The organism is Archangium sp., assembly GCF_036277355.1.
Taxonomy (GTDB): domain Bacteria; phylum Myxococcota; class Myxococcia; order Myxococcales; family Myxococcaceae; genus Archangium.
In genome coordinates this window covers 109,869-130,907 of record NZ_DASUNC010000016.1, presented here as the reverse complement: position 1 = coordinate 130,907, position 21,039 = coordinate 109,869, and the positions used below count along the sequence as shown (strand labels likewise).

Sequence of the window (21,039 nt, the reverse complement as noted above, 5' to 3'; positions counted from 1 at the left end):
GCCCATGAGCACGAAACCACTGAAGGCGCCTCTCCCCGACGAGCACATCCTCCAGGTGGAGCCTCCACCGCGGACCTTCGTCAACGCCGGCTGGCGCGTCCGCCCCCATCTCTACACGGACCGCGCGCTCTCGGCGGAATCCCTCTCCCGCGAGCAGCATGAGCGCTCGGGCCGGCTCGCGCTGCGCGGCCAGCTCGTGGCCCCTGGCGTGGTGGCCGGCCTCGAGGTCCGCCTGGATCGCGAACCCGGAGCGGATGGAAAGGAAGACCTCCACGTCTTCGAGGTCGGCCCCGGCCTGGGACTGACCGTCAGTGGCGAGGACGTGCTGCAGCCCCGCGCCACCCGTGTCCGCGTGGACCAGGTGCCGGTCTTCCGGCTGCGGGAGGGCCAGGACACCTCGAGCTTCGACCTCGACGTGCTGGCCAGCGTGAAGGCAACCCAGACACACCAGGGCCTGCGGGCCGCCGTGCTCGTGCTGGTGCCCGTGGTGTCGAAGCGGGAAGACCCGCCGGCTCCCAACGACCCGGCCGAGCTCGATCCGGAGCGGCATGCGCTCGAGGACCAGCGGCTGGTGGATGGCTACGCGCTGGTGCTCTTCGCCTGGCCCGACAGCTGGCCCATGCCCGACCCGGAGGCGCTCGCCTGGCGCAACCGCCTGGCCTGGACCCTCTTCGAGGCCGAGCGCCAGCGCCCCCACCAGACGTACGCGCCCTGGGAGGAGGTGGGCGTGCCCCTGGCCCTCATCGGATTCACGCCCCCCATGCACGTGGATGCGCCCGCCACGCCGCTCTTCGCGGACAGCGCCAGCGTGGTGCGCACGGGTGGAGCGCCCCGGAGCCGCCCGCCGCTCCTCGAGGCACACGGCAATCCCCTGCTCTGGCAGGCCCGCCTCCAGCAGTTCTCCGAGCACCTCGACACCTTCTCGTCCGAGCAGCTCGCCGATGGCACCGCCATCCAGTCCTTCGCCTTCCTGCCTCCGGTGGGCCGCCTGCCCAAGCAGGCCGTCGACTTCCGCCAGTGGACGCACCGCTTCTTCCCCGCGCCCTTCATCATCGACGCGGCCCCCATGCCGCTGGAGCAGCTCGACGCGGTGGCGCTCGCCAGTGCTTCGCTCGCGCCGCTGGACACCTCGGCGCAGGAGCGCGTGCGCGTGCTCGTCCCCGTGCCCGAGGCCCACTTCGAGCCCCGCCTGCTCCAGAGCGAGCTGCTCGACCCCGCCTTCCCCAAGGCCATCACCTCCGGACTCGAGCGGCTCGGAGAATGGCTGCGGCGGCGCACGGACCTGCGCGGCAAGGCCACGCTGCTGCTCAACGCGCTCGAGGGTGAACGGTCGAACCGCTACCCTACGGAGGATCCCGCGTGGATCCCCGGGGAATACGAGGGCGAGGTGCCACTCGATCCGAGCCAGTACGGACCGGAGGAGGCGACCTACGGCACCGAGGGCAAGACCGTGCCCGTGCTCGAGGAGGCCCTGTGGCTCAATGGCACCTGGGCCCAGCCCGAGCAACTGGGATGGGACTCCGGCGCGGTGTCCACCGCGGTCTCGCCGACGAAGGGCACCTTCGCGGTGGTCACCCGGTACTACTCGTCCTTCTCCAGTTCGTACCTGTCCGTGCGCCGCTTCACCAAGGACTCGCCGGTGGCGCGCGACTTCCTCTACTACCCGGCGGCCTGGCTGGACTTCAAAGCGGTCTGGAGCGGCGGCGAGCTGGTGATCGTCATCCTCGCCTACAACCCATTGCTCAAGGACAGACCCACCCCCGGATTTCCCCGCGTCGCCTTCATGCGGCGCACGCCCACGGGCTGGGTGACGAGCGTGCCCAAGTACCTGGGCGCGGGCATCTCCCCCCGCTCGATCCTGCACTTCACCGCCGTCTCCTGGGGTCCCGGGCGTATCGACGCGTTCGTGGGCACGACCAGCAGCATCCTGAAGGTCTCCTGGCTCGACGGCGCGCCCCAGGACGTGCAGGTGCTGAACACCAGCGTCAGCAGGACCGTGAACCAGATCGTGGCGCTCAGCCCGTCGGCGGGACGGCTCGAGCTGCTCTATCTGGGCCGATCCCCATCGGACCCCAGCTACGCCGAGTACTGGCTCCACCACCTCTCGTGCTTCCACGAGGGCGATGGTCCCGATCTGCGCCAGGCGGACGGAGACGCGACGCTCGACGTGGTGGAGGTGAAGAGCCTCAAGGGCTTCCAGCTCGCGGCCTGTATCTCCAAGGCGGACGACAGGTCTCCGCGGCTCGACGTGCTCGTGCTGAGCAATGGCGCGACGCAGGGAATCCGGCACGGCTGGTACGACGCCGGGAGCTGGAAGTTCGGCATGCAGATGGTGAGCAAGACGAACGCCGATGCACTCGAGGTCGTCTCCAAGGGGGACGGGAGGATCCACGCGTTCTGGTGGGATGACACGTTCCCCATGCCGGGGCCCCTCACGTACCGGCTGTTCGACGAGGGCCGCTGGCAGACCGCCGAGCTGCTGACCCGGCAGTTCCTCTCCGTGAGCACCAGCCGCCAGTCCTTCAGCGTCGTGCTCGATGGCACCAACCCCATCGATGTCCTCATGGCCTCCAATAACGGGCTGTTGCACCTGAAGAAGGTGGCCGACAGCACGCGGGTGACAGTGAGGCAGCAGGGACTGCGAGGGCTCATCGGCAACATCGAGGGCCTACACAAACAGGCCCTGGACTTCGTACGCACCAGTAGCGCGCGAATCCAGGACGAGCTCCAACACGTCCGCGAGCTGATGCTCACCAGCAGCACGGAGGCCAGCCGGCTCGCCGTGTCCGCCACCTTCGGCAGCACCCTGGTGGGCAGTCCGCTGGTGACCCAGAACAGCAACGGCGACTTCCTCACGCGCTTCCATCCGCGCGTGGGGCTGGCGCGCATCCGCCTGTCGGATGCCATGGAAGCGCTGGAGCAGGCCAGCACGGTCCGGAGGGAGCTGACCGCGCAGCTCGTCGAACTGGTGAAGAAGATCGTCCGGGTGAAGGAGATCGGGCTCGACCTCACGAACATGTTCCTGCTGGGGATTTCGAAGATTGTCCCCGGCAGTTCGCCCCGGAGGGTGGAGCTCCTTCCCGTCACCTGGCCGGGCAGAACGACGATCGACACGAAGACCGTCGTCCGGGAGGACCTGTCCCTCCGCGACCTGGTGAACAACGCGGCGCTGCTCGAGGATGCCCTCCGCCGGCTCGATGAGGAACCGGAGAACGTGCGGCGGGCACTCGCCCAGGCCCGGTTGAAGTGGACGGAGTCCGACTACTTCTCCACGGCGCTCCGGCACCTGGAGCACACGCTCGCCCTGCTACGGACGCTGGAGCTGCGCATGACGACGCGCGTGGGCTCCGTGAGCAACTACAAGGCGACCCTCGACCGCATCGAGGCCTTCTGGTCCGAGCTCGACAAGCGCATGCGGCTCGTGGACGGAGAGGTGGCCGAGGGCCGCCAGGACGTCACCGTGGCCCGCGCCCTGCTCGCCGAGGAGATGGCCCGCATCGACGCCGTCAACCAGCGCCGCGCGCAGATCCTTGAGCAGCACGTGCCCTTCCTCGTCTTCCAACGATCCCGCCACCGCGAGCTCACCCGTGACACACCCTCGCGGCTTTTGGATCCGGGGCTCGTGAAGGACATCCTCCCCGAGGTGTTCGCCAGCACCGACGCCGCGCCGCCCGAGCTGCTGGCCTACGTCGAGTTCGTCCGCGACTCGTCCCTCAAGTGGTTCACCCTCGCGCCCCAGTTGCTGCGCGGGCTGGACCGCACCGAGCTGATCCACCGCACCTTCGCCCGGGCGCAGGTGCGCGCCCTCCAGCGAATGCCCATCTCGCTGCCCATCATCTCCGGACGCACGCCCACGCGCCTCGCGCTGGGACTCTCGCGGCTGATGTCGGCCCGGGAGGACTTCATCGCCCGCCAGCGTGGCGCCTTCATCCGCTTCGAGCCCGCCGTCCTCTACACGCAGACGTGGCTGGAACTGCAGCAGAGCGCCCACGCGCAGCTCTCCCTCGGCGACCTCATCGACATGGCCCATGGCCGCTCGGACGTGGCCCGGAACACGGCCACCGAGCTGGAGCACATCTCCAAGGTGGCCACCGGCCTCTATCAGCGCTTCGGCGAGGTGCTGCCCGTCATCCGCTTGGAATGGGCCGAGCAGCTCAGCCAGTACGACGCTCCCGTGGACCTGCATGATCTGTCGCGGCTTCCGCGGTGGGATGAGCTGGAGGTCACGGAGCGGAGGGAGATGCAGACGCTGGTGGACTGGCTCTTCCAGCGCGTGGTCACCACCGAGCCCGAGGCCATGTCGCTGATGAACGACCTGGTGCGCATCTGCCTGCTGCTGGCCAGCCACGCCCCTGTCGACGAGTTGCTCTCCGGCCACGTCTCCAAGCCATCCGTGGCCAGGGTGGGCGGCACCCTCGAGCTCGCCGTGGATCCCGCCCGCGTGCGCATCGGCATGCACGTGCTCATCCGCTCCGGCGAGCAGACCGTCCAGGCCGTGGTGGAAGACCTCTCCTCCAGCGTGGTGAAGGCGCGCGTGCTGTCCGCCTCGTCGACGACGGTGCACCTGCCGGAGAAGACGTCGGCACGCTTCGCCGATCCCGCCCGCGGCACGGGCGCGCTGCTCCCCTATATGGGCGCCGAGTGGTGAACCGATGCGACGCGTGGACACCCTCCGGTTATCGGCGAGGAACGAGGCCCTCGTGCGCCACGGCGCGCTGCTGCTCGAGGACGCCCTGCGCACCGCCTCGTTCCCCGAAGCGGGCCCTGGCCGGGTCCTCCTCATCCGCTCACTCCCGGTGGGGGTCATCCACGGCCACCTTCCGCCTTCGAGCCTCGCGCTCACCCTGGAGCAACGGGTGCGCGAGCTGTCCCGGTCCGCGGTCCACGCCGAGGATTCATCCGCCGCGCGCCGGGGGGCCGTCTTCTTCCGGGACGACGCGGAGCCCTCCACGCTGCTCGCGGGGCGGCTGGCACGTGGCTCATCCGTGGCCGCCTGGTTCTGGCCCCTCGCCGTGCCAGGATTCCACCCCACCCAGCCGCGCGACGAGGCCTTGCGCCTGACGCTCTCCACCGCCCTGCGCACGAGCGCGGGACCGGCCGCCGCGGTACGGCTCGTCGAGACGCTGCATGCCCAGGGGCTCCTCGACGTCCTGCTCCAGTCCCTGCGTTGGCAGGAGGGCCCGGAACTGGTCCGGTCCTTCGGAGGAGCACCATCGGCCCCGGTGCTTCGTCCCGGGGAAATGGCCTCCCGTGCGCCAGTGGAAGAACCGCGCTCCCCCGCCCTGCGTGCCGCGGTGACACGATGGGTGGAGACGTGGAGCGCCACGGATGCTCGCTCCATCTGGCTTGTAGCGGCGGCTCTCGTCATCGAACGGCGGGGGCGGCTCGCCGACGCGCGGCTGCTCGAACGTGCGGCGCACCTCGCCGCCAGGCTCGTGTCCCCACCGGCATTGGTGACGCAGCGAAACGGCGGACACGAAGAAACCGTGCCCGCCTCCACCGAGAGCGCTGCGCTCGCGAAGGCACTTCCACCCGGAGAGGGTTCCAGCGCAGTGCCATCCCGCCCCGAGGAGGAACCCACGCTCACGCTCACGCCCACGCCCGCGGCCTCGCGGCTGCCCGCCGGCAACACCGCACTCCCGACGCCCGGAAGCTCCGCTCGGAAGGCTGCCGCGAGGGAGATGAGCTCGGAGGAAGCCTCCCGCCTCGCCGCGCCGCGCACGCGCCCCGTGTCGCACGAGCCCACCCTCCGTCCGCAGCCACCTTCCCTCGAGCGCGGTTCGGAGCCGCCGGACCCCTCCTTCGCGCCAGCGACGGTGTCACCCGCCGAGTGGCCGGAGCACCCTCGTCCCACCGTGGTCGGCGGGCTCCTCTTCCTCGTGCCCGTTCTCGAGCGGCTCGGGATCGCCACACTGCTCGAGCAGCACCCGTCTCTCGCCGAGCTCGATCTGCCCGACCGCTTCCTCACACTCATCGCCGGGCGGCTCGGCGCGCCCGCGGCGGATCCCTCGCGCGTGGTTTTCGCCCCTCAAGCGGCGAGCCCGCTCACACCGCATGAAGAGCAGGAGCTCGGCCCGAGGCTCCGGGGCCTGCTGACGGAGGCCCGGCGATGGTGCCGCCTCCAGGCACGGCTCGGGCTCCACACCCTCATCCGCCGTCCCGCGCGCATCACCGCGACACGCACCCATGTCGACATCCTGTTCGACATCCAGCAGGTGGACATCCGCGTACGCAGCGCGGGGCTCGATGTGGATCCAGGATGGGTTCCCTGGCTCGGGCGGGTGGTGCGCTTCCATTACCTTTACGGAGAGTCGTGAGGAACGCGCATGGCCTTTGAACCCGTTCGCAAGCCGTCCGCCAGTTCCTCGCCGGCCTCCGTGCAGGAGGGGCGCCGGAAGCAACCCCAGGGGAACGTCTCCACGGCCCGGAGCCGCGAGAGCACCCTCCCGCGCTACCTGCGGGACGAGCTCCAACAGGCGCCCAAGACGAACCCGAAGGCCCAGCCGGGCGAGATCGACTTGAGCAAGGGGATGCTGGACGCCTCCACCGTGCGGCTCGACGAGAACGGGAGGGCCATGGCCCGGCTCGGGAATCTCGCCGCGGGTGAGCTCGAGCTCGTTGAGGGCGAGGGCGGCTACAGCACCACGGGCCAGGGCGCGGCACTGCCGCTCTCCCTGCCCCCGCTCGACGGCATCCTCGGCGGGAGGCTGGTGCTGGTGGTGAGCATCGAGAACAACGTGATCACCGGCCATGCCGCCCTCGGCAAACCCGGACGCGCGGTGCCCCGGAACGACTCGTCCTTGCTGGGGATGCTCGGCAAGGAGCCTGAAGCCCTGGGCCTCCAGGGCCTGTCGAAGCTGGGCATCAAGTCGATCCACAACACGCTGGAGAACGGAGTCCTGAAGCTGGGCGCCGAGTCGGTGGACTTCACCTTGAGCGGCTTCGTCACCGGCAGCGGACAGCTCGGCTTCGAGAATGGCCAGGTGAGCTTCGGCGGCCAGGCTGAGGTCAAGCTCCCCGGTGGCTCGGGCGGCAAGCTCCAGGTGAGCTACAGCCCCGAGACGGGCCTGTCCGGCGAGACGCACCTGGAGGTGTCCATCGGCAAGGTGTCCGGTGGGGCCGACGCGCGGCTGAACCAGGGGGTGCTCGACATCCAGGGAACGGCCAGCTACGCGGGCGACCGGCTCAAGGGCAGCATCACACTGCTCGCCACGGATGCGGCCACCGCGCGCGACATCACGACGAAGGACCCACAGGCCGGCGGACTTCCCACGCCGGGTGGCGAGGGTGCTCCAAGCGCGGCCCCAGGAGCCGCGAGCCCGGGCGCGGCCGGAGCGCAGGCGAAACCAGGACCGCGCGCCTTCTGCGGCTGGGGCGAGCTGGACTTCTCGCTGACGGAGTGGCTCACCGGCAAGGCGAAGGTGGTGGTGGGCAGCACGGGTGAGGCCACCGTGCGAGGGGAGATCGCCCCGCCCAAGGAGATCATCCTCTTCGAGCAGAAGGAGTGGACGAAGAGCCTGCTGAAGCTGGAGGCGCGAGCGGCCTATGGGTTGCCGGTGGTGGGCAACGTGTTCGTGTTCGCCAACGTCGGGCTGGAGGCACTGGCCACCATCGGACCCGGCAAGCTCTACAACATCAAGCTGTCGGGGCAGTACTCGACGGACAAGCGGGTGGACAAGGAGCTGAACCTGCAGGCGACGCTGAACATCTCGGCGTTCGCGGGCCTGCGGCTGCGGGCCGAGGGTGGCGTGGGCGTCGAGCTGCTCGGCCACGACATCAAGGCGGGCGTGGGAGTGTGGGCGCTGACGGGAGTGAGAGGCTACGTGGAGGCCACGCCCATCATCGGCTACCGGCAGAAGGCGGGTGCGGCGGGGGAGTTCTACATTCAGGGCCACATGGAGCTGGCGGCGCAGCCCTTCCTGGGGCTGGGGGGAGACCTGTTCTTCGAGGTGGACAGCCCGTGGTGGTCGCCGCTGCCGGACGACAAGTGGACGTGGCCGCTGGGGAGCCTGGAGTACCCGCTGCCGGGGGAGTTCGGAATCGGGGCGGACGTGGAGCACGTGCTGGGCTCCAAGCAGTGGCCGGCGGTGAAGTTCACGGAGGTGGAGTTCGACGGCGGCAAATTCATGAGCGACCTGCTCAGCCAGAGCGTGCCGGGCAAGAGCAAGGGCGGCGAGGACCACCAGCCGGCGAAGTGGGACGAGGGAGGAGCGGCGGCCGCACCCGCCGGTGGCAAGAAAGGCGCGGGTGGCAAGAGTGCCTCCGCTCCCGCGAAGGCGCCCGCCCCAGGTGGGAAGAAGGGAAGCAAGAAGAGCGCGAGTACGAAACCCGCAGAGGACAAGATCAGACCTGGCAAAGACAGCAAGGGGAAGCCAGGGAAAGGCAAGCCGGGCAAGGACGAGGGCGAGAGGGTTGGCGAGGAGGGTGGAGAGACGGTCCCCAAGACGCTTGTCGAACCGCATTCGGCCACCATGAACAAGGTGTCGCCCGCCCTGGCCAGGGAGTTGGCCACGATCAAATCGGGGTCTGTTGTCTACAAGGCCGGAGGCGATCCCAGGCAGGTAACGAAGAAACTGCTCGCGGAGCACCAAGATGCTCGATACGACAGGCCGAGCGGGCAGCTCACGCTTCCGCCAGTCAAGCACGACCCCCTCGAGAGGTCGGAGTCCGTAGCAGAGGTGGGAGCAAAGATCGCCCAGCAGACGGGAGTTTCGAAGGTGATGGTGACCCGCTCCGATAGGGGGATCAGCTTCGATGGCAACATCAATCCCACGGTCGTGGGTCTTGCGACGTATTCAGGCGCACTGAAGAACCTGGATCCTTTGATCAAGGAGATCGAGAAGCACGCCCAGAACCTACTTCCCTCGCAGCAATTCTTCCGCTCCATCTGCCGGGAAGCCGCGGACCGGCACGGAGCAACCGTCACCTTCGACGAACCAGCATGGCCAGCATACAAGACCACGGCTCATTTCAAGCATGGGGTCAGCGGCGAGACCTTCGATGCCGAGATCGTTCAGATCTACAAGGATGATGTCTGCCCCGCTTGCGGCACCGTCACCGAAACCATCGGCTCGGGAGGAGCTTTCTCTGGCCGGGTTGGCGACACTCGTCCGCACAGCGTCATCTCCCAAAGCGTCTGGGAAAAAGCAATCGAAGGAGTGTTTCACAAATTCGGAGTCACGACACAGGATCGCTGGGTCAAGAAAATCATTTCCGCGGGAACCAGCACAAAAGGCCCCGCAGTGACAGAGGACGCGCAGTGTAAAACCTGTGACAACGCACAGGGTCCCTGGACGCTCCTGAAGCGTCACGCCGGACACGCCCCAGCCAGCGTTCCAGTAGGCAACCAATATGCCAAGGCCACCCAGGCACAATTGGAGCAATTCACCAAGGACAAGATCGAGGACATCATCCACGACAAGCTATTCGGCATCAAAAAAACCCTGGAGCAGCCGGCGGGAACTCAAGATCGACCACTGACAAGCCAAGTCTACACGAACATCATCAACCCGCCTGGTGGCAGCAAAATCGATGCATTTTTGCAGACACTGCGAGCGGACGTGCTCGCCGCGGCAAGATGAGCGAGGGGAGTGAACATTGAATTGGGATGATTTTCTAGGCAAATGCGGGCACTGGTGCCCACGACTGATTGGCCAAGAACAGGAGCTCGACAGGTTGAGCGGCGAGGTGCCCGAAGCCTGGCTCGCGCTCGTCAAGAGCCCCGACGCGGTCCATGTCCGTGAGCTCTGGGCTCCTGCATCGGAGGTCCTGCCACGCTTCGTCGATTACCTGTCCAGGAGCATTCTCGACGCGAAGATCGGAGTCTGCGGGACGGGCCACATCCTGGTCTATCAGCTCAAGGATTGGGATGAAAACAGAATCAATGGTTACGAAGATGGATTCATGATGGCTGGAAAGCCCACGCCGCCATCGTGCATCGATCGATTCGAAGGAGAGATGGGTGAAATTCCGCGGTCGTTGAGAACCCTGTGGGAGTTGCACGGCTTCGTGCGCCTCAAGAGCGATGAGTTTCTCAAGTCCGTCGACCCGGCCCAGCAGTTGTTTTCCCATACACCCGAATTGCTTCCGGCGAAGGAAGACAGATGGCAGGCGGGGCGGCGCCTGGAATGCCTTGTAATCGTCGAATCGACATACGACCTGATGACCTGCCTGACAAGGCAGCCCGGTACTCGCCGCTGGGATGATCTTCTCGTCTCCGCCGAGTACTGGGGTAACACCATGCGCGAAACACAGTATCGCGGTATCGACGACCTTCTTGCGGACTGGTCGTTCCGCAGTTGGGAATGACAAAAATATCTCGAGCAGGAGAATCCCCATGGGTATTCCCTCAGCAACGCTCCTCACCCTGCGCGACTGCGCCCTGGCGGCCCTGGCGCGGAAGCTCGACCCCTCGGAGGACGACACCCCGGACGAGCTCCGGGTCCTGCTCCGCGCCCGGCAGGGCGTCGAAGCCTCGCACCCCGGCTGGCTCACGGCCGCGCGGGCCTGCCTCGAAACGCCCACCCCCGGCGACGCGCCCCTCGTGCGGCTCGCCCGGGAGCTGAACCTCTCCCTCCTGGAGCTGCTCACCGTGGCCCTCGCGGCGGCCGTGGAGGAGGAGCCCCTGGTGGGCCGTGCCCTCGCCTTCCTCCAGCACCCCGCCAGCACCTCCCGTCCCTCGCTGGGCCTCGTCTCCTCGGCCTTCGCCGAGGCGGCTCCCCCGGGACTGTTTCCACTGCATGGCCTCGCCCATGGCACCGCCGTGCGCGGCGGGCTGCTCTCCCGCTCCGGCACCGAGGCCCCCCTCGCCGAGCAGACGCTCGCGCTGCCCCTGCCCCTCTACTTCGCGCTGCGCGGCCAGGAAGCCTCGTGGCCCGGAACGACGCTCGGGCCCGGCCCCTACCCCGAGTTCCTCCTCCCCGCCTCCCTCCTCGGCCAGGTGCGCCGGCATGCGGACACCCTCGCCGCCCATCCGCGCAGCGCGCTCCTGCTGCGCGGCGGCTCCACGGCGGAGCTCCGCACCGTGGCGGCCGCGCTGGCCACCGCCATGGGCCGGCGACCCCTCTTCCTCGAAACCGACCGGACCGAGGCGCTCGGCCCCTATCTCCACCTGCGCTCGCTGCTGCCCGTGTTCTGCTTCGACCTCGGCCCCGGAGAGCGCAAGCTCGTCCCCTCCCCGCCCCTCTACGAAGGCCCTGTCCTGCTCACCAGCGGGCCGGAGGGGAACCTCGAATGGCCCGAGGGAAACCTTCTCACCTGGACGCTGCCCGTCCCCGGTCAGCAGGAGCGCCGGGCACTCTGGGAGGCGGCGCTGGGAGACGCCCCGTTGGCCGAACACCTCGCGAGCGCCCACCGCCACCGCGCGGGGAGGATCTCCCAATTGAGCCGCCTGGCGCGGCGTCACGCCGCCGTGGCGGGCCGCGCGGCACCGGAGGCACGGGACCTGGTGGCCGCGGCGTGGTCGGCCGAGGGCGCCGGGCTGGGCTCGCTGGCCCAGGCGCTGCCCGAGCCGATCAGCGACGAGGCCCTGGTGGCCAACCCGCCCCTCACCGCCGAGCTCCAGGCGCTGCTGCTGCGCTGCCGTTCGCGCGAGGGATTGGCCCAGGGGCTCGGTGCCTCCGCCACCACGCGCTACCGCACGGGCGTGACGGCGCTCCTGGTGGGCCCCTCCGGCACGGGCAAGACGCTGGCGGCGGGTTGGCTCGCCACACGTCTGGGAATGCCGCTGTACCGGGTGGACCTCGCCAGCGTGTCGAGCAAGTACATTGGAGAGACGGAGAAGAACCTCGCGCAGCTCTTCGCGCGGGCCGAGCATGCCGAGGTGATGCTCCTGTTCGACGAGGCGGACTCGCTCTTCGGCCGCCGCACGGACATCCGCGATTCGAACGACCGCTTCGCCAACGCGCAGACCAACTACCTCCTCCAGCGCATCGAGTCCTTCGATGGGGTGGCCCTCCTGACGAGCAACAGCAAGGGCCGGTTCGATCCGGCCTTCATGCGGCGGCTGGACTCCATCATCGAGTTCCCGATGCCCGGACCCGAGGAGCGGCGCTCCCTCTGGCAGGCGCACCTCGGGGAGGGGCACCGGGTGGCGCCCAAGGACCTGAACCGGCTGGCCGCGATGGCGGAGCTGAGTGGTGGCCACATCCGCAATGCCGTGCTGCTCGCGGCGGTGCTCGCGCGCCAGGAAGCGCGTCCCATTGAGTACACAGACCTCTTGAGAGGCTTCGCGAGCGAGTACAAGAAACTCGGGCGCCATGTCCCCGCGGAGCTACGCCCGGCTGGAAACTGAAGACTGGAGGCAATGCCAATGCCAGACATCTCGAACGAAGCCAGTGGCTCCCCCCCGAAACCCATCCTCATGGACGAGGGCTCCAACGCCTACGTACTGCCAGCCAGTGATGATGGCTCGGTGGGTCCGATCGAGCTGGGATTTCCCATCAATTTCTTCGGAACCTTCTACACCCGGCTCCACATCAACACGAATGGCAGCGTCACATTCCAGGCGCCGCTCTACAAATACATCCCCTTCGAGGTGACGGCCGGAAGCATTCCCATCATCGCCCCCTTCCTGGCGGACGTGGATACGCGGGCGGCGGGCTCCGGACGTGTCAGATACGGCACCGTGCGCTTCGATGGCCACCTGGCCTTCTGCGTGAATTGGATTTCCGTCGGCTACAGCCGGGAGCGCACCGACAAGCTCAACAGCTTCCAACTCCTGCTGGTGGACAGGAACGACTCGGGGCTGGGCAACTTCGACATCGTCATGAATTACGACCGCCTCGAGTGGGAGTCCGGGGCCGCCAGCGGAGGGAACGGCGGCCTGGGAGGCCAGTCCGCGGCGGCGGGCTTCTCCGCGGGCACGGGCAAACCGGACACATTCTTCGGCTTTCCCGGCTCGCGGCTCCCCGGTGCGCTGCTCGACGGCAACGCGGCGACGGGACTGACCCGCACCAGCCACAACAGTTCGCTCCTGGGCCGGCACGTCTTCCGGATGCGCAAGGGCTCGCTCAGCATCCCGAAGCCGGCGGGCCGGAGCCAGAAGGCCAAGGCTCGCATCGTGCGGCTGCTGGATGGCCGGGTGCTCGCACTCGGAGACTGGGTTCCCCTGGTCGACATCTTCGATCCGCGCACCGATACCTGGGTGCCCACCGGCGATACCTCCGCCAACCGCCGCACCTACACGGCCACGTTGCTGCCGGATGGCCGCGTCCTGGTGATGGGGGGCGAGGACAAACCATCCACCGCAGAGCTGTATGACCCGGCCACCGGAACCTGGCGGGCCGCGGCCCCCATACGCGAGGGTAGAATCAAACACACGGCCACGCTGCTACCGAATGGGCGGGTGCTGGTGGCAGGGGGCGAGAATGCCTCGGGCACGCGGCATGCCTCGGCCGAGGTGTATGACCCGGCCACGAACACCTGGACCACCACCGGCAACCTGAATACCGCCCGGGGCGCGCACACTGCCACGCTGCTGAAGGATGGGCGGGTGCTGGTGGCAGGGGGCGAGAACACCTCCACCCAGAGGCTCGCCTCCGCCGAGGTGTACGATCCAACCACGGGTACCTGGCGGTTCACGGGAGTCATGGGCACCCTCCGGTACGATCATTCGGCCACGCTGTTGAAGGACGGACGCGTATTGGTCGCCGGAGGAAACCGCATCGAGGACACCAGCGGCTCGGCCGAGTTGTACGATCCGGCCACCGGCACCTGGCAGGCCACCAGCCGCATGGAACAACCCCGCCGCGATCACACCGCGACCCTGCTGGACACCGGACATGTCCTCGTCACCGGAGGCTACCACGAGGCCGTCGGCATCCTCACGGGGGCCGAGTTGTACGATCCGCACCTGGCGTCCTGGAACCGCGTCGCCTCCCTGCAAGTGGATCGTGAGCACCATGACGCGGCCCTGTTGAACGACGGCCGATTGCTGATCGTGGGAGGCATCAGCAACACCGGCCAGGGGACGTACGAGCTGTACGACCCGCCTCTCTCCCGGGGATAGGCGCGGGGAGTACTCCCGTGGTGCTTCTCATTGGGGAGGGAGCAGGCGGTAGGGCTTCAAAACCGGTGGGGGGCATGGAGACATTCCTCCCGAAGCCGGCCTGACGATGGGGCAGTTGTCCGACTGGCCATCGTTGGGACGGTCTGGGACGGGAACAGCCCGTACACGCACATCGCCTTCGAGTCCGGAAGCGACCAAGAGGCACGAGTAAGGGTGCAGGAGAGCGGCGCGAACCACGGCTCCAAGTTGGAGATCTTCATTGAAGGAGAGTGGGAAGCAGCCGCAGCTCACGCACGAGCAGGCAAGGGCCTTCCTTGATGCTCTCCGCGGTAAAGAAGTGCTCGAAGGTGGCGAACGTCGCCCCAAGTCGCGCGCAGCGCACACTCATTTGGCTAAGGAACCCGCCGATCCGGGCGGCGGGGCTTCTCTCCCGGCGAGCAAGCTTTCGAGAACGCGCGGAGAGGCTCACCGCTCCTTCCTCCCCCCCGAGCCGGAGTCCTCCACCCGCCCCTGAGCGGCGCCCGGCCGCAGGGCCCCCCTCCCACCCACCAGGCCCGGCCCCTCCATGACCCTTTTCTCCCGGCGCCCCGGCAGGTATGCACCGGTGCGATGAAGAACGCCGAGCAAGCCCAGCTGCCCCCGTCCACGGAGACCTCGTCCGCCCTGTCGCTGGAGGAGGTGCACCAGGTCACGCGCATCCTCGGAGCCATCGCCGAGAACCGCATGCTGCTCAACGGCATCCCCGAGGCGGACCGCAAGGCCATGCTGGAGGCGGCCGGCCGCGTGTTGAACCCGGAGCGCACCACCCTCTCCCGGCTCCACAAGGCGATGCGGCGCGAGCGCAAGGAGACGAAGCGCGAGCACGACCGCAACGTCCGCGCGACCACGGAGATCCGCGCCCTGCGCCGCTCCCCCGTCTTCAACGTGCCGCAGCTGCCTCCGCCCCCGCCCTCCGAGGAGGGTCCGGAGCGCATCCTGGAGGTGCCCCGCCGCTGCTACGTGTGCAAGGCCGAGTACCGCAAGCTGCACTTCTTCTACGACACCATGTGCCGCGAGTGCGGGGACTTCAACTACGCGAAGCGGACCCAGCGGGCGCCGCTGACCGGCAAGGTCGCGCTCATCACCGGCGCGCGCGTGAAGATCGGCTATCAGGCCTCGCTGATGCTGCTGCGCTCGGGGGCGCGCGTCATCGCCACCACCCGCTTCCCCATGGACTCGGCGGAGCGCTACGCGCGCGAGCCCGATTTCGCGGACTGGTCGCACCGGCTGCACATCCACGGGCTCGACCTGCGGCACGCCCCCAGCGTGGAGCTCTTCGCGCGGCACCTCGAGCAGACGCACCACCGCCTGGACATCCTCATCAACAACGCGGCGCAGACGGTGCGCCGGCCGCCCGGCTTCTACGAGCACCTGCTGGCGGGCGAGCTGCGCCGCGTCGAGGACCTCCCCCCGGAGCTGCGCCCGCTGCTCGCCGGACACGTGGAATGCGTCGCGGCGGTGCAGCCCACGCTCGGCGCGGGTGGCACGGACCCGTCGTCGCTCATGCCCACGTGGCGCAGCACGGACCCGGCCATCGGCATCCACTCGTCCGCCGCGCTGTCGCTGCTGCCGTATGCGCTCGAGCAGGAGGGCGACACGAGCGCCCTCTTCCCGAAGGGGAAGCTGGACGCGGACCTGCAGCAGGTGGACCTGCGGGAGATGAACTCCTGGCGGATGAAGCTCGCGGACGTGTCGACGGCCGAGATGCTGGAGGTCCACCTGGTGAACGCGGTGGCGCCCTTCATCCTCTGCGGCAAGCTCAAGCCGCTGATGATGCGCGACCGCGCCTCGCCCGGCCACATCGTGAACGTGTCGGCGATGGAGGGCAGCTTCTCGCGTGGGACGAAGACGGACAAACATCCCCACACGAACATGGCCAAGGCCGCGCTGAACATGATGACGCTGACCTCCGCGCCCGACTACGCGAAGGACAACATCTACATGAACGCGGTGGACACCGGCTGGGTCACCGACGAGGACCCGGCGCAGCACTCCGAGCGCAAGCAGAACGAGCTCGACTTCCACCCGCCGCTGGACATCGTCGACGGCGCGGCCCGCGTGGTGGACCCCGTCATGACGTCGGAGAACACCCGCCAGTTCGTGTGGGGCAACTTCTTCAAGGACTACCGCCACACCGCCTGGTGACGGCCCTCGGCAGGCGTAGCGCCTCCCTCAGGGATGCGCGATGACGATGAGCGTGGAGGCACGGGCTTCCACGCACGCCATCACCTTGCGCATGGTCACGGGATCCAACGCGCCAAAGGCCTCATCGAGCACCACGACCCGGGCCCGCTGCAGCAGCGCCCGCGCCACGAAGACACGGCTCTGCTCCCCGTGCGAGAGCTGCCAGCCGCGCTCGCCCACCAGCTCCATCAATCCGGAGGGCATGCGTGCCAGCAACTCCCCCAGGCCGAGCTCCTCGCAGAGCGCCTTCGCGGTGCTCAGGTCATCGGGGGTGGGAGGCCACGTGCGCCCCAGCAACAGGTTCATCGCCAGCGTGCCGGACACCACGTGGTTCTCGTGGAACTGGGGAGCCCCTGCTATCTGCGCGCCCCACCCGTCCCGCGTCCAGGTCGCCATGTCCAGGCCGCCCAGCAGCAGCAGCCCCGAGCCCTGTCCCCGCAGTCCCGTCAGGATGGAGGCGAACGTGGACTTGCCGGAGCCGGAGGGTCCCTCGAGCAGCACGCGCTCACCGGCACGCACCGTCAGCGAGGCCCGTTCGATCACCGCCCGGGGAGCCCCCGTGTGCTTGAAGACGAGGTCGCGCACCTCGAGCAGGGCCTGGGTCTCCGGAGGAGCCACCTCGGGAGGCAGGGGAGCGGCCGCGCCCCCCGTGGTGCTGGCACTGGAGCGCCGGGCGGCCTCCAGGATGGGACGGATGCTGCGGAACAGCACGCGCGCACCCGAGATGGCCAGGACACCCACGGACAGGGAGCCCACGGCTCGCGCCGCCAGCAGCGCGGCGCCCACGCCCACCGCGATCCTCGCCGTCGAGGCCCCCGAGAGCACGGCGGGGAGCGTCGCGATGATCGCCACCGGGAGCAGCCCCCTCCTGGCGAGTGCCGATACCCGGGCCGTGGCTGCATCCAACTGCTCGGAGGCCTCGGCGTAGTGGGCCAGCTCCTGGTCCTCCGCGTCGTGCCACCGCTCCGGCCGCTCCTGCGCGAGCCGCGTCCGGTGGCCGAGCATGCGCTCGATGAGGGCATGCGTCATGGCGATCCGCGCATCCGTCCACGCGCGGAAGCGCACCGCCTGGCGCATGACGAGCACCGCCAGCACGCCGCAGAAGCCGCCCAGCGCCACCAGCCCGTACCAGCCCGCGGGGCCCGTCACCATCACGCTCGCGGCCAGCACCAGGTCCACCACCGCCAGGAGGCTCGCGAAGCCGCCCGTCAGCACCAGCTGCTCCATGCCCGCGCTCTCGAAGGTCCTCCCGACGAACTCGCCAATCCCTCCGCGCCGGGACTCGTCCACGGGCAGCGCGAGCGCCCCCGCCAGCAACTGCCTGCGCATCAGCGCGGAGAGTTGCATCGCCAGCGAGCCCTGCACCCAGGTCAGCGCCGCCTGGAGCGGCACCAGCGTCAGCCCCATGAGCGCCCAGGCCCAGAGCCACCCCGGATCCAACTGCCCCTCGAACGCGCCCCGGCCAATCAACCACCAACTGGAGAGCACACACACCTGGACGATGGCCGCCAGCACGAAGAGCAGCACCAGCCGCCGTCCGGCCTTCAGTGCCCGCAGGTGATGGCGCATGCGGGCTCCCGGAGGCAGCCGGAGCGTGCGTGCGGCGAAGAGGTAGATGTTCGCGAGCTGTGCCCCCAGCAGCGCCTTCCGGGCCAGGGTCCGATGGGGCTCTTCCAGAGCGGTCTGCGCCAGGACGTGATCGACCAAGGGTCCCTGGATGTGCTCGACGCGCGCCTGCGCGGCGGCGGTCAGCGAGGAGAGCGGAACCTCGTGCACCGTCTCATCCGGCGCGATGACGCGCGCGGTCCGTCCCGAGGACGGCAGCCGGAGCAGCGCGATCACCCGGGCGCCCGTCAGCTCCACGAGCGCCGGGGCCGCACGGCTCAACACCTGTTCGACCTCACCGTGGCGCGTGTAGTGCGGCAGCAGCTCGAGCCCCAACGCCTGGGCCACGCCGTCCATCCACTCGCCCACGCGGCTATGCTCCGCGGGCACCGCGCGCGAGAGGGTGGGCAACGGGTTGGGCAGCGGCATCCGAGCCGCTCTCGCCAACGCCTCCATCGCATCACCCGCGCGCTCCAGCGGCCAGACCACCGCCTCCACGTCACTCACCCTGCGCATTCGCCCGCTCCTCCCCACGTCGCTCGGTGAGCACGCCCTGCTCCAGGACGAGCCGCCTCCACCCGTCCCGCGCGGACAGCTCGCGCTGGATCGACGCCTCCTCGTCCAGCAGGGCGCGGTAGTGCGAGTCCGCGCGCGCCGCGAGCGTCCGGGGTGCGTCGTCCTCCACGAGCTGCCCGTCCTGGATGACCAGCACGCGGTCGAACGAGAGCGTCTCGGCGATGTCGTGCATGATGCACAGCAGCGTGGCCCCCTCGAATTCCCGCCGCGCCCGCTCCAGCAGCGCCGTGCGCCGGTCCCGCTCCAGCCCCCGGAAGGGCTCGTCGAAGATGGCCAGCCGCACCCCGGGACGGAGCAACGCGCGGCCCAGACGCACCCGCTGCCCCTCGCCCCCCGACAGCAGGCCACCGCCCTCGCCCAGCCGCGTCTGGAGTCCCTCGGGCAGCGTGTCGAGCAGCTCGACGAGGTCGGCCTGGTGCAGGGCCCGCCCCACCCGAGGCAGCACCTCGGCCGGGTCGGTGCCATAGGTGAGGTTGTCCACCAGCGGCTCGTTCCAGAGCGACACCTCCGGCTCCAACCACGCCGTCTCCCGCCGCAGCCGCCACAGGGCCTCGCCCTCCAGCGGCTCGCCCTCCACCTCCACGTGTCCAGCGGAGGGCCGGTGCCAGCCCAGCAGGAGGCCCACCAGCGACGACTTCCCCGCCCCCGAGGGCCCCACGATGGCGACGTGCTCACCGGGCCGGACCGAGAGGTCGATTCCGTGCAGGAGGGTGTGGCCCGCGGCCTTCACGTCCACCTGACGCAGCGAGAAGCCCACGCCCCGAGCCGCCTCCACGGGCCGCTCCGTCCGGGGCTGTGTGGCCAGCGCGACGGACGTGTCCACCTCGTCCGGAGCGAGCAGCGGCTCCATGAGGCGGCCGGTGAGCGACGACGCGGCGGGGTACTGGCGCAAGCCCTCGGCGATCTGCCGGCCCAGCGTCACCAGGGCGAGCGCCCAGTAGACGAGCAGCAGGATCGCGCCGGGAGGAAGCCCTCGCGAGAGCGCGTGCACGACGATGGCCACCGAGCCCCCGGTGGCGACGAGCGAGGCGAGCGTCTCGGCGGTGGTGCTCCGGCGCAGCAGGGTGCGGGCGGCGGAGATGAACTCGTGCAGCGGCTCCTCCTGGGCGCGGCGCAGCGTGGGCCCGGCCCGGTGGGCGCGCAGGGCCACGGACCCGCGCAAGGCGTCCAGGTAGAAGCCCGAAAGCACGCCATCGAAGTCCCGCATCCGGCGATCGGCATCGAGCAACGAGCGCTGCGCGAGCACGGGGACGGCCACCGACATTCCACCCGAGAGGAGGATCAACAGGGCGCTGCGTGGGGACAGCCACATCAACCCCGCGAGCGTCACGAGCAGCTCGGCGGAGGCGCGCAACAGGGTGACGGCGAGGGTTGGCACGGTGCGCACCTGGTGGATGCCATGGCAGCGCTGCGCCATGTCCGAGACGAGCCGGCTGCGGAAGTAGCGGTCGCCCAGGCGCGGAATCTTGTCGAGGAAGGCGAGCCGCAGACGCAGCTCCAGCCGCCGCCCCAGGTGGAGCGTGCCGAGCGACAGGGGCAACTCGAGCATGAGCAGCACGCCCAGCAGGGCGATCAGCGTCACGACTCCGGCGAGGCGCTGTCCCGAGGTGGTGAGGTACCGCCCCGCGTCGATGACCCCGCGCAGGAGCAGGGCCTCCAGGAAGCCACCCACGGCCGCGGACACACCGATGGCGGCGAGCACCGCGGGCGCGAGCACCCCATCCCGGCGCAGCAGGGCCACCAGCTCACGCAGCGGGTGGGTGGGAGCCTCGCGCAAGGCGGCATCGAGCTCGGGGGGCAGCGGTGGTTCATCCGCGCCGCGCTCGCCGCGCAGCCCACTGACCTTGACGCACACGGCGCCGCGCAGGGAGAGCTGCTCGGCGTCCGGCCGTCCCAACGCCGTCCAGTAGGTGAAGGGGATGAGCTGCTGGGCACGGCCCTCGTCCAGGGCGGTGCGCACCTCGCGCAGGAGTTGTTCGAGGAACGCCACCGCGGTCTCACCCCACTGCACGCCGCCGCCCTCCACGAGCGTCCGCACCAGCCGCGCCGTCGCATCCAGGCAGGCGATGCCCTTCCAGGTGGGGTCCTCGAGCGCCTGGGCAATCAGCCGCTCCGAGCGGGGCCCACCGACGACGGAGGACAGCCCCCGGCGCAGACCTCCGAGAAACTCATCCGTGGCGGCCCACTCGCGGAACCCCTCGGCGGAGACGGGCATCGCGTGGATGAAGAGCTGGTCCATCAGCTCGGTCACGGACATCCACCGCCGCCCGCGTGCGGGATCCATGACCTGGACGAAGGGGCCCCACTTCTTCCAGACCACCAGGAAATGCAGGCTGCCGTTCGGGAGGCTCACCACGACGATGGCCGGCAGGGCCCGGGTCTCGTCGAGGAACAGATAGTCCCGGGGGAGCATGGACTGCTCCGCCTCCAGCCCCAGCGTGACGGCCAGCTCCTCGATGACGTCGATGGAGGTGCCGTCCACATCGGTCTGGCAGGCCTCGCGGAGCCGGCCATAGCTGACGGGGACGCCGAAGCCATCGAGCAGGGACTTGAGGGCCGCGGGGCCGCAGTCCATGGCCGAGGTCTGGATGACCTCCGGAATGAGGAGACGTGGTCTACCCGCCATG

The 21,039-nt window shown here is 69.3% G+C and carries 9 protein-coding genes; 7 read left to right on the top strand and 2 right to left on the bottom strand.

What is annotated here, in order from left to right:
* Positions 1–4 precede the first annotated feature (4 nt).
* The 7 genes from VFZ09_RS03445 to VFZ09_RS03415 all read left to right on the top strand — a co-directional run bounded on the left by VFZ09_RS03445 (position 5) and on the right by VFZ09_RS03415 (position 16,192).
* A complete protein-coding gene (locus VFZ09_RS03445; protein ID WP_329726013.1) occupies positions 5–4,648 on the top strand; it encodes a hypothetical protein in 4,644 nt (1,547 codons plus the stop codon).
* A gap of 4 nt (positions 4,649–4,652) precedes the next feature.
* A complete protein-coding gene (locus VFZ09_RS03440) occupies positions 4,653–6,317 on the top strand; it encodes a hypothetical protein (protein WP_329726012.1) in 1,665 nt (554 codons plus the stop codon).
* Positions 6,318–6,326: 9 nt separating this feature from the next.
* The gene (locus tag VFZ09_RS03435) at positions 6,327–9,581 is read left to right on the top strand and encodes a hypothetical protein (RefSeq protein ID WP_329726011.1); all 3,255 of its coding nucleotides are present in this window, start codon (positions 6,327–6,329) and stop codon (positions 9,579–9,581) included.
* A 94-nt stretch (positions 9,582–9,675) separates the two neighbouring features.
* Positions 9,676–10,308, top strand: coding sequence for a hypothetical protein (locus VFZ09_RS03430; RefSeq protein WP_329726010.1), 633 nt, complete (start codon positions 9,676–9,678; stop codon positions 10,306–10,308).
* A 28-nt stretch (positions 10,309–10,336) separates the two neighbouring features.
* The gene (locus VFZ09_RS03425; protein ID WP_329726009.1) at positions 10,337–12,292 is read left to right on the top strand and encodes an ATP-binding protein; all 1,956 of its coding nucleotides are present in this window, start codon (positions 10,337–10,339) and stop codon (positions 12,290–12,292) included.
* A gap of 18 nt (positions 12,293–12,310) precedes the next feature.
* The gene (locus VFZ09_RS03420; protein ID WP_329726008.1) at positions 12,311–14,008 is read left to right on the top strand and encodes a kelch repeat-containing protein; all 1,698 of its coding nucleotides are present in this window, start codon (positions 12,311–12,313) and stop codon (positions 14,006–14,008) included.
* A gap of 609 nt (positions 14,009–14,617) precedes the next feature.
* Positions 14,618–16,192, top strand: a complete 1,575-nt coding sequence (locus VFZ09_RS03415; RefSeq protein WP_329726007.1) for an SDR family NAD(P)-dependent oxidoreductase — start codon at positions 14,618–14,620, stop codon at positions 16,190–16,192.
* Positions 16,193–16,219: 27 nt separating this feature from the next.
* Here the strand turns inward: VFZ09_RS03415 and VFZ09_RS03410 are convergent, their stop codons facing one another.
* Together VFZ09_RS03410 and VFZ09_RS03405 are read right to left on the bottom strand one after the other, a co-directional pair.
* Entirely contained in the window at positions 16,220–18,352 is a 2,133-nt protein-coding gene (locus VFZ09_RS03410) for an ABC transporter ATP-binding protein (RefSeq protein WP_329726006.1), read from the bottom strand.
* Entirely contained in the window at positions 18,336–21,038 is a 2,703-nt protein-coding gene (locus VFZ09_RS03405; protein WP_329726005.1) for an ATP-binding cassette domain-containing protein, read from the bottom strand. Before VFZ09_RS03405 ends, VFZ09_RS03410 begins: the two co-directional genes overlap by 17 nt.
* Position 21,039 lies beyond the last annotated feature (1 nt).